At 60.1% G+C, this 12,405-nt stretch carries 11 protein-coding genes; all 11 read right to left on the bottom strand.

Features of this window, described 5'->3' with window-relative positions; translation table 11 throughout:
• Positions 1-105: 105 nt before the first annotated feature.
• Complete coding sequence (locus tag F3H98_RS32385) at positions 106-849, bottom strand: amidase family protein (protein ID WP_149764542.1); 744 nt, start codon at positions 847-849, stop codon at positions 106-108.
• Positions 850-1,173: 324 nt separating this feature from the next.
• Positions 1,174-1,305, bottom strand: a complete 132-nt coding sequence (locus F3H98_RS32380; protein ID WP_280178041.1) for a hypothetical protein — start codon at positions 1,303-1,305, stop codon at positions 1,174-1,176.
• A 277-nt stretch (positions 1,306-1,582) separates the two neighbouring features.
• On the bottom strand, positions 1,583-3,067 hold the full coding sequence (locus F3H98_RS29895) for an alkaline phosphatase family protein (protein ID WP_149764540.1): 1,485 nt from the start codon (positions 3,065-3,067) through the stop codon (positions 1,583-1,585).
• Entirely contained in the window at positions 3,064-4,215 is a 1,152-nt protein-coding gene (locus F3H98_RS29890; RefSeq protein ID WP_149764538.1) for an aminotransferase-like domain-containing protein, read from the bottom strand. Before F3H98_RS29890 ends, F3H98_RS29895 begins: the two co-directional genes overlap by 4 nt.
• 17 nt (positions 4,216-4,232) lie before the next feature.
• Complete coding sequence (locus F3H98_RS29885) at positions 4,233-5,105, bottom strand: amidohydrolase family protein (protein ID WP_188130649.1); 873 nt, start codon at positions 5,103-5,105, stop codon at positions 4,233-4,235.
• On the bottom strand, positions 5,105-6,169 hold the full coding sequence (locus F3H98_RS29880; RefSeq protein WP_149764534.1) for an alpha/beta hydrolase: 1,065 nt from the start codon (positions 6,167-6,169) through the stop codon (positions 5,105-5,107). The genes F3H98_RS29885 and F3H98_RS29880 overlap by 1 nt, the downstream gene beginning before the upstream one ends.
• Positions 6,166-7,329, bottom strand: coding sequence for a succinylglutamate desuccinylase/aspartoacylase family protein (locus tag F3H98_RS29875; RefSeq protein ID WP_244622003.1), 1,164 nt, complete (start codon positions 7,327-7,329; stop codon positions 6,166-6,168). Before F3H98_RS29875 ends, F3H98_RS29880 begins: the two co-directional genes overlap by 4 nt.
• 51 nt (positions 7,330-7,380) lie before the next feature.
• Complete coding sequence (locus tag F3H98_RS29870; protein ID WP_244622002.1) at positions 7,381-8,955, bottom strand: amidase; 1,575 nt, start codon at positions 8,953-8,955, stop codon at positions 7,381-7,383.
• A gap of 322 nt (positions 8,956-9,277) precedes the next feature.
• The gene (locus F3H98_RS29865; protein ID WP_149764532.1) at positions 9,278-10,561 is read right to left on the bottom strand and encodes an ABC transporter substrate-binding protein; all 1,284 of its coding nucleotides are present in this window, start codon (positions 10,559-10,561) and stop codon (positions 9,278-9,280) included.
• Between the two features lie 29 nt (positions 10,562-10,590).
• Positions 10,591-11,427 carry a carbohydrate ABC transporter permease gene (locus tag F3H98_RS29860; RefSeq protein ID WP_149764530.1) on the bottom strand — a complete coding sequence of 279 codons (837 nt, stop codon included), beginning with the start codon at positions 11,425-11,427 and terminating at the stop codon, positions 10,591-10,593.
• Positions 11,424-12,380: a carbohydrate ABC transporter permease gene (locus tag F3H98_RS29855; protein ID WP_149764528.1), complete on the bottom strand. Its 957-nt coding sequence runs from the start codon at positions 12,378-12,380 to the stop codon at positions 11,424-11,426. Before F3H98_RS29855 ends, F3H98_RS29860 begins: the two co-directional genes overlap by 4 nt.
• Between the last annotated feature and the right edge of the window lie 25 nt (positions 12,381-12,405).

The raw sequence follows: 12,405 nt of genomic DNA, 5'->3' as shown, positions 1-12,405 counted from the left end.
CCAGTCCGAAACAGACATCCAAAAGCTCTCCTCAAGCTGTCCTAAACGCTTGAGCAGAATCACGATTTGAAAATAATTACAACTGTAGTACTAGGACACCGTCTGTCAGATAAAGTTTAAACTTTTACAGTCCTCGCCGATCGCCACCGGCACTATCCGAGCCGCCACCGCCGCACCCGAACCGCCGCTGGAACCGCCCGGGATGCGAGTGAGGTCGTAAGGATTGCGCACGAAGCCGAAATAGGGGTTCGAGGAGGTCGCGCCGTTCAGGCGTGGTAATACCTGGCCAATCATCGCCGCACAGTTCAACTTGGCGAAGACCACCGCGCCGTTGTTGACGACCTGCTGCACCACCCAAGCGCTCTTCTTAGCGATATAATCTTTGAGCGCGATATTGCCTGCGGTGGTAGGATAGCCGGCCACGTCGGCCTGGTCCTTCACGCCCACCGGCACTCCAGTGAGCGGTGCCAGCTTGTCACCTTTCGCGCGCGTTTGATCGATCGCGCGCGCATCCGCTAGCACACGGTTTTCATCGATGAAGATGACGGTGTTGAGGTCTTTATGCGCCGCATACTGCTTGAGCAAGCGCGCGGCATAGGCTTCGGCCTTCATCGACCCGATCTCGATATGCTCGGCCACATCGCGCACACTCAAGCTTAGCATTTCGTCCATGCTGGCACCGGACTTGCCGTAAGCCGAGAGTAGCGGCTCCGTAATATCCGCAGGCGCGGCTTTCAGTGTTGCAGCTTCACTGAGATGGTCGACCGCCGCGCCCTCTCGTTGGATGTATGCCGGATCTAAATTTCCTGATAGTCTAGTCATTTCCTCGCTCACCTTGGTCCGAGCCATCGCTAGGAAGACGCCGCTGTCGAAACGTCATCCGTGCCCGCTGACGTGTCGGCCTTAAAAGCTCGAATTGCTACATTCGGATGACGTACATCGAATAATTCGATATGATTTTGCGCATATGCGATAGCATTTTAGCGCTCCCGGGGAGAATGATTAAGTAAGAGCCCGCCATTCGCTCCGGACTCCGATATCGCCCACAGGAAAGTAGCCAGCGTGGAAATGGCGAAGAGGTAAGATCACGTGCGACGTTCGGTGTTGTGCGAGCGGTCGCCTTTGCGATACTAACGCCTCGTTGGATGTGGGGTGTGTCACGGAGATATCTCGCTACCGAAGGAGACGCTTTTCGTTCGCCTTGGTCTTTTTCATGCCCTGCAGGCGGAAGACTTCTTCGACCAAAACGATGTCCCCATGGACGTTCTGGACGCCGCCGTTTGTAACGATGCGGCGGAACGTCATGCTTCCAGGCGCGGGCGAAGCTCTCGATCTCCGACGGGTCCTTCTTCTTCGAGTCGATGAGGACCATGTCGGCGCCGTCCCTATAATCTACCACGGCTCGTCCTCCTGTGATGAGGATCGGCTCGGATCGCCCGAGCAATTCCTCGGACGCGCAGTGTTGGCGGGCCACCCCTCCCTGCGCCCCAACTCTGTCGTTGCAACAAAACCGCTGATCTTCAATCGAGGCGTCGCCTTGATTGCGGTTTTCGGAGCGGCTACTCGAGCTGTTCACGGTTGCTCACCCTACCGCCGTGCCGCCCTCGATGTAGGTGGCGCTTCCGACGTGAACACGGCGCAGAACCTGCCTGAAACTGCCTAGCCTTGCTTTGAAGGCTTCACTGCGGACGTTCGGGGCCAACTTCGATCCATGTTCCAGAACCTCGTGTAAGACGCGCCCGCTCATGCTTTCGGGCGGTGCAATCCCAAGAATGTGCAGAAGGGTCGGAGCGAAATCGCAGATGCCCGACGGGATTGTTGAAACGGAACCCTGCGCGGGAAAGGCTGAGCCGGCAACAATACCGAGGCCGGCCAGTTCTTTCGGATGAAGACCGCCATGTACGCCCAGGCCCGTGGGGCGGTCGTTGTCATAGAACGTGCTACCTAAGAGGCCGAAGGGGTCGACGCCGTCATCTGCTCGGAAGGAAAAGGAGACATCTGGCGCGCGGGCATGATCGGCGAAGACCAGATGGTTACCGAGGCTCCCGGGGGCGACGCCCTCGGTCTCATTCTTTGCGCGGCTAAAGACAGGCCCGCACCACGGCTCACTGGTGATCGTCGCTACGAGCCGGCCGATCTGCTCGTCGCTCGGGTCAGCAAGATAGAGAGCTCCAACCTGACCCGGCACGACCACGACATCGACATCCGCCGCGGGTGCGATACCAGGCCGAAAACCGGCATCGCGCAGGCTGTCGGTCACCGACACACGGGTATGGCCAGTGATGTGTCCATGATCCGAGATCGCGATGATCTGCACGCCGGCGGCGCGGCCCTCTGCTTCCCACCAATCGAGCAAGCGACCGAACTGGCGGTCGCAATGGGCGATGATGCCGCGGGTCGCCTCGGCGCCCGTGCCGTGAAAATGCGAGGTGATGTCCGGCTCGCCGTAGGAGAAGATCGTGACATCCGGCCGATCTTTCGGCCAGATCACCTCGAGAAAGGTCGAGGTGATCCAGTCCTGCCCGGCCGTATCAGGTTCGACCTTCGGCGGCTCCGGTGGCAGAGGGCCCACGCGGGCTTCGGCTTCCGCCAATACATCGTCCGGCGTGCAGGCCTCGCGGAAATGGCCCGAAAGGCGGATATGTCCGAAGTCTTCCGCTTTGTGGTGGAACAACCGGGTAGTGCCAGGCGTGTTGGTCGCCAGAACGGCAAGGCTTTTCCCAGATGCGGCAAGGATTTCACCGAGCGTGGGTGCCGACATCAATTGTCCGCCGCTCTCAAGGTCGAGCTGGCGAAGGAGAACCGCATCGGCCGTGTCGATGTAGCGCTGCGGCGCGACGGAACGGTCGACATACTTGTTTCCGACCATGCCGTGCTGGTTGGTCGTGGCGCCAGTCACGAGGCTCGGAAAGACAGACCGGGTCTCGCTGGGATAGACGGTGCGATGGTTCGACAAGGTCACGCCTAAGAACCGCAAGCGGCAGAGGTTGGGCGTCAGGTCGGGAGAGACCAGATCAGGACGGAGACCGTCGAAACTGACGATGAGGAAGCGTAAAGCGCTATTCATTGGGCCATCGCTCGCGATGCCGCCCTTGCCCCCCGCGCGGACTGTAACAGCTCTCCGATCACCGCCATGGCCGCTTTCAGGTCATCGGGGCTGTCCGGGCTGCCGATCACGAGGCGAACACAGTTTGGGGCATGCTGTGGATCCGTTGCGAACAGCCGGCCCGGCCTGATGATCACATTCCTGGAGGTGCATTGAGCGACCAGTTCGTCCTGATCGATGATCCCTTCAAGATTGACCCAAAGAAAGAGCGCGTCGTCCCGGGTCTGAAACGGAATATCACCGAGACAATCCACCGCGATCTTTTGTCTGGCGACGGCCTCTTCGCGCACACCGGACACCATTTTGGCGATCGCACCGTTCGCAAGCCACAGGTTCAGCAGTTCCACCGATAGCGACGCCGGGTACCACGACGACATGCCGTAGAAGCGATCCCATGTCTTCCGCGCTGCCTTGTCATCAGGCGCTATGAGGTAACCCACCCGCACGCCTGCCCCGACGCATTTGGCGAAGCTTGTGATGTGCCAGGTGATATCCGGAGCCAATGCCCCGAAGGGGACCGGAACACCCTGCGGAAGGAGTCCGTAGACATCATCCTCGATAATTCCGACCCCGTATTTGCGCGCGATCCGGGCGATCTCCTCCCGACGCTGCCGCGACATGACGATGGTCGTCGGATTGTGAACGGTTGGCATCAGAAACAGCGCCTTGGGTTTGAACTCACGGCACGCACGTTCGAACGCCTCCGGTTCGGCGCCGTCATCATCCATGGCAATGAATTCGGTACGGATACCCTGAAGATGCGCCTGCTTTCGGAAACCGTGGTAGCTCAGCGGCTCCATCAGAACCGTGTCGCCCGGTCCCGCAATGGAGCCCAGCGCAAGGACCATGGCATTCTGAGCGCCGTTGGTAAGGATGATCCGCTTCGGATCCACGGAAGTTTCGAAGCGAGCGGCCAGCCACTTTGCCGCTGTCGACTTGTCCTCTTCCGTGCCGGAGAACCGGTGCATCCTCAAAACGTTGTCAATCTGCGGCAATTCGCTAAGCACCCGCAGCCCTTCTTGGACCGCAGGTTTCAAATATGCCGAAGCGGGCGGAGTCGAGCGCTCGAGACTGATCGGCGTGGGCGGGATGAAACCGGCGTTGGTCATGTTGTTCTTCCATTTCTCTAAGATTGGGTTGGTGCTGGGGGCTGATCGGCAGGCGTGAAGCCGTACAGCTTCTCCGGCGATTTCACGAAAATCTGCCGACGAATGGCATCCCCGGTCGCGATGCGCAGAAGCCACGCCAATGTCGTTGCATACGTCTCCTGTCGGTCGAGCCTTGGACCGACATGCGGCCAGTCCGAACCCCAGACCGTGCGATCAGGCCCAACGCAATCAAGGATGCGTTCGCAGGCACGATCCGCGTGAGCCTTCTGGTAGGCGTACGCGGCGGACAGCTTTATCCAGACGCGCCGCGTCTGCGCGGCTTCCATGACCGCATCGAATACGGGATCGTCATCGGGACCCAGGTCCCGATCGAACATCCCCAGATGCGCCAGGACCACCTGTCCGTCATGCTCGAGGGTCTTGTGAACGGCCTTTACGAGCGAGCGACCTGCCAGGTTAAGCTCGACATGCACATTGCTCTGCGCGGCGGCCACGAAGAGATCCGAATACGCAGACCAGTCGGGAACGCTGTTGGAGTATTTCAGGGGAAAGCGCAGTCCGGCGATGCCCTTCGCCGCGAGCTTGGCGACTGAGGCGGGAGGTTCGGACGGCGCCAGCCAGACCACTCCCCGGAAATCGTCCGGGCGTGTCTCAAGCGTGTCCATTATCAGGCTGTTGTCGAAGCCGAGAAAGCTGGGCTGCGTCAGGACGTAGCGCCGAACGCCGAGCGGTGCGCCGAGCTTTTCGACATCCGCCAATGTTGCGGACTCTTCCGGATGCGGAAAACGTGGTTCTGATACATCGCGGCTCGATCCAAAAATATGGACATGACAATCGGTCACCCCAGGACCTGCGAGGAAAAGGCCCCGCGAATCGGTCAGGTCAGACATCATTGCGCCTCAACCTCATCGCCATGAGGGGACGAAGCGACTTCGCGGAAAAAGGCTGCCGTGTCCGACAAGGCGCGGCGTGCGGCCGGCACGTTCCGGGCAAACACCGCGTAACCGTGGGCAAGGCCTTCATAATAGCGCACAGTCAGGGGCGTTGCCGTTGCAGCGAGCCTGCCCGCCAGCAAGAAAGAGTCGTCACGAAGGACATCGAATTCCGCGACGCCGATAAAGGTCGGCGGCAGTCCGGACAGATCCGCATGGAGCGGCGAAATCAGGGGGTCACGAGAGGTTTTTCCGGCCGGCACATACCATTCGAAATACTGCTTCATCCTGGCATAGGAGAGGCCAAACTGACCGGGACCGTATTCCTTGTAGCTATCGGTTTCCAGGTTGTCTCCATAAGCCCCAAACAGCAGCCCGAGCCCAATTGGCATGAACTCACCGCGATCGCGTCTCGCCAGCGCGGTTGTGAGCGACAGGTTTCCGCCTGCGGAAGTCCCCGTCAGGAAAATACGATGTCCGTCGAACCCCAACTCGTCGCCATGCTCTGCGCACCAGTCCATCGCAGCACGGATATCGTTGATCGCGGCAGGGAACGGAGCTTCCGGCGCAAGACTGTAGGCAAGTGAGACAACGGTAAGATTGGTCTCTGCCGCAAATGTGTGGCATGGCCAGTCGCCTGTAGAAATCGTTCCCCTTGCCCAGCCGCCGCCATGCAAGAACAGAATGACCGCATCTGACTTCACGTTGTGAGGCCGATAGATGCGGAGTTCTCGCTCTCCGCCCAGAATGGGGATCGTCCGGTCCTCAATGTTCGCGACGGCCGGAGCGCCGTCGGACCAATACGGGGCCAGGCAATCTTGCTGCCGGCGGTTCTCGATCAACGTATCGGGAATCCCACCGTCAGCCTCTTGAAGCTCCTTGTGCTTCTTGATGGCCGCCAACATGTCCGCATCGATCGTCGTCATGTCTTTCTTCTTTCGGTATTGCGTTGATCCGTTGCGCCATCTGACCGCTGCAGACGACGGGACATGAGAGGTCGTCTGCGGCATTTGCGCGGTCATTGGACGTCCAGCGGCGTTCCAATCACATAGAGGCAGTCGCCGATCTTGGTGCGTGCGGGGCTGCGCTTGCACAAGACGGTTCCGCTGCTTGTAAAAACGACGGGATGGGGCTCGCGCCACGGCGTTTCGGTGAAATGGATAGCTCCGGCCGGCGCACCAACTTCCACCGTCTCACCCAGTCCGACATAAGCTTCGAAGACACCTGTCGCCTCGGCGAAGACGAAATCCCGCATCGGTTGGCGAACGAAAAAGCGCGTTTTCGGCGGCGCCTGCTCGTCCACATCAGACAGGACGCCGACATGGTGCAAGAGCCGGGGCAGCCCTCGTTCGGCGGCCCGGTATGCCTCGATGGAAAAGGCCCCGGCACCACCAAGCTCTGTCGACATGTGACCGACCCCCAGACGTCGACACGACCCGAGGAGACGCTTTCCCCCACCAATCAATCCTTCGACCAGGATCGAATTGGGCATGGCGAAGGCCTTGAGGAAGCCGATCGCCTGGGCGCGCAACTCAGGGTCGTCCGGTGCAGCGAGATGCGCCATTGGCATGAATTCCGAGGAATAGCCGCCTGAATGAAAATCGAAGCAGTAGCGGACCTGTGGCAGCAGCCCGCTGTCAATGTAATGGGCGATCATCTGGGTCGGCGTGCCGTCCGGGTCGCCCGGAAATATTCTATTGAGATTGCCGTCGTCGATAGGAGAAAGCCGAGTACCTGCTGCCACAGCTGGCGAATTCACGCCAGGCAAGACGATGAGCCTTCCCCGGACCCTGTCGACCGAAAGGCTCTGCACAAGTTTCATGAGGAGGACCTGGCCCTCGTATTCATCGCCGTGGTTACCGGCCATCAAGAGAACGCTTGGCCCCTCCCCATTCTTGAAAACGACGATTGGCACGGGGATCCAGCCGTGGCCGGTGTCGTTTCCGGAATAGGGTACCCGGATATACCCTTGGGAGCGGCCTTCGCGCTCGAGATCGATGTCTGTCCAGACGCTGGTGGAACTCATCTTTGCTTCCTCTTCGTTCGCTAAGGAATGCCTGACAGTCCGAGAGGATTGGCCCGTAGCCACCGGGCGCACTTTGTCTCTTGCATGTCGGCGCCAATAGCAAGGGCGTGGCCCACCCTTCACGGCTGAACTGATCTCCGCCGGATCGCCGGTCACGCCAGCGATCCGGGAACTGAACACGTTTACGTAGAGGCAACGTGGGAGAACTCACGAATTCCGCCGCGTCGGGCTACAGCACGGTGGCCTAAACCCGCCAAAATCTAGTTCGACAAGCGCAGCAAAACCTAGAGTCGTCCGGTCTTCTAGAAAGCCACCCATGATTTGCATGCCGATCGGCAGACCGTTGCTCTCCGCGATGGGCATGGTCGTCGACGGTAACCCGATCATGTTGGCGATACCGGCCCAGGCGTGCAAATCACAGCGGTAGTGCCTCGACGTGCCGTTGATTTCTATTTTGCGGGAAAGCATCGGCGAATGGTCATGCTTGAACGTCTGGACGGAGAATGGCGGACACAATACAACGTCGACATCCTCGAACAGGGCCTGCCATCGGGCTCGCAAGTCATCTCGAAGCTGGCATAGCGCCACCCACTCGGCGTGGCTTATCAGGTAGCCGCGTAACATGCAGGCGACCAGGCTGTGATCGTGCGGGGCCAACTCCCGCGCCCGCCGCTCAATTTCGGTGCGTTCTTCTGGCAGCAGCTTCGCGCTCCGCTTGGCGAAACTGAGCTTCTCGAATACTTGGGACGTGAGTGCCAGATCCGGAAGTTTCGGGCTATGGCGCAGAACGGTGCAACCGGCCTTGGAAAGGCGGTCGCCCATGTCATTCAACGCGATGCGAATGCTATCGGAGGTAGGGCATAACGGATGCTGGTCGATCATAAGCACGCGGAAATCAGCGAGTTGCGCATGACGTGCCGGGGGCAGCGAAAGATTATAACCAACTCCATCCGACAGTTCGTCGGGTCCGGCGACGACTGACAAAGCCAATTCCAGATCGATTGCGCCACGCGCCATTGGGCCGATCGCGGCTCCTTCGTCGCGTCGCGGAACGATGGGCGCATCCGGAGGGCTCAAGCCACGCAGAGGCACCAGGTTGAGCGACGCCTTGTGTGAGAATACTCCGCAAAAATGCGCTGGCGTCCGCAATGAGCCGCCGCCGTCCCACCCAAGCTCCAGCGGGACGTAACCGGCAGCGAGTGCCGCAGCCCCTCCGCCGGACGACCCGCCTGGAGTAAATGCTGGGTTCCAGGGGTTGTTGGTCGTTCCATAGATGTCATTGTAGCTTTGCCAGTCTCCGTTTTGGTTTGGTACGTTGGTTTTGCCAAGGAGAACCGCCCCGGCAGCCTTCAACCGCTGAACCGCGAGAGCATCAATGTTCGATCGCCATTCGTGATAGGCCGGGTTTCCCCATGTCGTCTGCAGCCCCGCAACGTGGAAATGCTCTTTGACCGTTATCGGAATGCCGAGCAGCGGAGCGCGCGCTCCCCGATGGAGTTTGGCATCCGCCAAGCGCGCGGCGTCGCGAGCCCGGTCGAAATCGCGCACCACGACGGCGTTGATCTTCTCATCGACTGCTTCGATGTAGGCGATAGCATTCTCGACCAGTTCTAGGGATGAAATTTTGCGGGCCACCAGCGCGGCAGCAAGGTCCGTTGCCGTCCGGTATTCGACGGGAGCAGAGTCAGGGGTTTCGCGCAATTCGCCCGCGGCAGATCTGCGCGATCCCGCGTCTCCTGTCTGTTCAGGGAAGGGATGACTAAGCGTGTCCGAAGGTGTCACAACAAATCCTGTTTCTATGGTCTTGTTCGCTGAGCATGGCGGGGCGGGCTCTCAGGTCGTCGCGGTCGACCGATCATCCCGACGCCCCTGAACGCATTCGGGCCACGCCGGGTCAGCCCGATCTCCGCGCGGCCGAGCAACACGGATCTGGCCGGCCTGACACGATCTTCGCCGGTCTGGCACGACGTCACTACCGACAATCCATGGAGCAGGGGGGCGGATACCTGTCTCACGCAAACGAGTCCTGTATACGGGGTGCGTCGCCAAAGCGGTGGACAGGACATCATCCCAATCGCCATTGGTGTTGATGGCCTGGCGAGCCTCAGCGCGGGAGAAGGGCCGTCACGTCCTGTGACATGGCAGCCAGTGCCTCTGCCGGTTCGACCCTGAGCGTGACGACGGACTGCAAATGGTCCTCCATGACCTTGGTGATCTTGTTGCCATTCTGTCCAGGAAAGGCGTACCACCCGGCGAGAATGGACAACTGATCGACAACCGGCGCCATGTTTGGTTTTTCGGCATAATATCCACCGAGCAGGGCAGCGTCGGTCGCGACAAGGCTGTTTGCCACCATGTAGCTGGACTTGTCGGCGATTATCGTCTGCCCCTCTGCACTGGCGGCAAATTTCACGAACTCCCAGGCTGCTTTCTGGCGCGCCGGATCCTTGGCAAAGACCACACCGAGCGCACCGCCTGCCGGCAAGCGCGCATCCGGCGAAAGAAGGGGAAAAGCGCGGGTGACGATGTCAAAGCGTCCGCCAGCTTGCCGTTCGAAGTTGCCAAGGTTGGAGCTTGAATCGACCAGGATGCCAAGATTTCCCGAGGAGAAAAGTTGCCGGACCTGATCGCGCGGCATGTCTACTGCGGATTGCCCGATCTCGCCGAAGGACTTCAAGATCTGCAAGGCCTTCAGCCCCTCGGGCCCGTCGAAACCCACTTTCCCTTCATCGGCGGTCATCATTCGTGCACCCTGGCTCTCGATCAGGGCCGTCCACATCCAACCCCCGCCGGTATAATTCAGATACCCGCCAAGAGTGTTGGTCTTCGGATCATGGATCCTTGCCGCGAGATCAAGGATGCCTTCCCATGTGACGGGAAGGGCGGCTGCGTCCACACCGGCCTTCTTGACCAGATCGAGATTGTAAAAAACGATGGGTGTGGACACCGAGAGCCCTAGCCCGTAAACCTTATCGCCAAACTGACCGATCGAAGCCACGGACGGCGACAACGTACTGGATGGCGATTTTGCTTCCTCTGCCAGGTAGTCGTTGAGAGGGACGGCAAGGCCGCGGTCCACAAAGAGACGAATTTTATTGTTTCCCTGGATGGAAACATCAGCCAACTGGCCGGTCATCACGTCACGAAGCGTGTCATCCACGAGGGCGTCATAATCGCGCTGGGTCGTGTCAAGGTTGACCAAAATGTTGGGATGCTGGGCTCCGAAAGCCTCCGCGATTGACCTGTACATATCGGCGACAGTCGAGGGCGCTGCGGTGACGCGCAATTCGATACGCTCCTCGGCCAGCAGTGGGCTGCTATTGAGGAGGAACGTTGCGGCGGTCGCGCCCGCTCCAATAAGTGCGTCTCGTCTCGTGATAGGGGACATAGTGAAGCTCCGTTTAACGATTGGTTGGCTTACTTGACTGCTCCGCCTGTGAGCCCCTCAACGAACCAGCGTTGGGCGGAGAGGAAGGCGATGATGAGTGGGAGGACGACGAGGGTTGATGCCGCCATGAGGGGGCCGAAGTCGTTGCCGGCCTCCTCGTTCTTGAAGGCCATGATGCCAAGCGGCGGCGGCATCAGGTTCTGATCACGTACGGCAATCAGCGGCCAGAACAGGCTGTTCCAATGCGAAACAACCGAGAAGATGCCGAAGGCGATGATCGCCGGCAGCGCCATCGGCACCATGATGCGCCAGACGATGGCGAGTTCGGAAAATCCGTCGAGCCTTGCGGCATAGACGACGTCGTCGGGAATGGTCTTGAAGAACTGCCGGAACAGGAAGATGCCGAACGGCGAGACGACGTACGGAAAGACCAGCGCCGCGTAGGTGTTCAATATTCCGAGCTTGGCGCCTAGGATGAAGAGCGGCAGAGCCAGCACCTCGTGCGGCAAAAGCAGCGCGATCAGCACCAACGCGAAGAGCAGGTTGCGGCCGGCGAAGTTCAGTTTGGCCAGGGCATAGGCCGCGGGCGCGCAAACGGCAATCTGGAGCGCGAGGATCATCGCGCAGACGAAAATTCCGTTGAGCATGTAGCGTGGCAGCGGCGAGTTGGTCAGTGCCTTCGTGTAGTTCTCGATCCCATAAAACTGCTCCGGCCAGAAGGAGAAGGAGGCGCGGAAGATCTCTCCGGGTGGCTTGATCGAGAGCGAGACCATCCAGACGAAGGGAACCAGGATCAACGCTCCCGTGATCAGCAGCGCCGCATGGCGGAGAATGGCGGAGGGTGGCGCGAAGCGAGGGGCGCTCATTGGTAGTGAACCCTCTTGTCCATGACGCGGGCCTGGATGAGCGTCAGCGCGACGATGATGAAGAGGAAGACCACGGCTACTGAGGCGCCATAGCCGGTGCGCAAGTACTCGAAGCTCTCGCGGTAGAGCGTGAAGAGCAGGAGTTCTGAAGCATGTCCGGGCCCGCCCTGCGTCAGCACCTGTACGGTGTCGAAGGTCTCGAAAGCTCTGAGTGCAACAACGATGAAGACGAACATGGTCACCGGCCCGAGCATCGGCACGGTGACCGTACGCAGACGGTCAAGCCAGGCGTCGGCGCCATCGATGTCGGCTGCGTCATAGAGGTCCTGCGGGATCGACTTGAGGCCGGCGAGGAAGAGCACCATGGCGAAGCCGAGGTTCTGCCAGATGCCGATGATTGCCAGCACCGGCAGCACCGTGTTCTCGTCGCGCAGCCAGTTGGCGGTGGGCAGACCGAGGCCCGTGAGTGTCTGGTTGACGAGGCCGATGGTGGGGTGAAGCAGCGCCTCCCAGGCGATCGCCATGGCAGCCAGCGTCGCCATATAGGGCAGAAAATGAATGGCGCGGTAGAAGGCGCGGAAAGACTTGCCGCCTTCGATCAAAAGCGCGATCGCAAGGCCGAGGACGATCGTACCGGGCACGACGATCGCGACGTAGACGATCGTGTTGACCAGCGAGGCGCGGAAGCCCTCGTCGGAGAAGACCTCCTCGAAATTTTCAAGGCCGACGAAGGAGAGCGAGCTCGTCCCGAACTGCCAGTCGGTAAGCGCGATGGCAAAGACGGCGAAGAGCGGCAGAAAGAAAAGACCAATGAGCAGAACGAGCGCCGGGCCGGCGAGCGACCAAGCGGCGAGCGTCTCGGTTATCCGATGACGGCGCAGCGCCTTTTGGGAAGCGCGGCGAGCAACTGAGAAAGTGCCCGGTTGGCTTGCGGAAGAAGAGGCGATGCTCATTGCGACCGCTCCTTCATCCGCAGCA

Source organism: Neomesorhizobium albiziae (assembly GCF_900114255.1).
GTDB classification, from domain to species: Bacteria; Pseudomonadota; Alphaproteobacteria; order Rhizobiales; family Rhizobiaceae; genus Neomesorhizobium; species Neomesorhizobium albiziae.
This window is presented reverse-complemented; position numbering and strand designations above follow the sequence as displayed.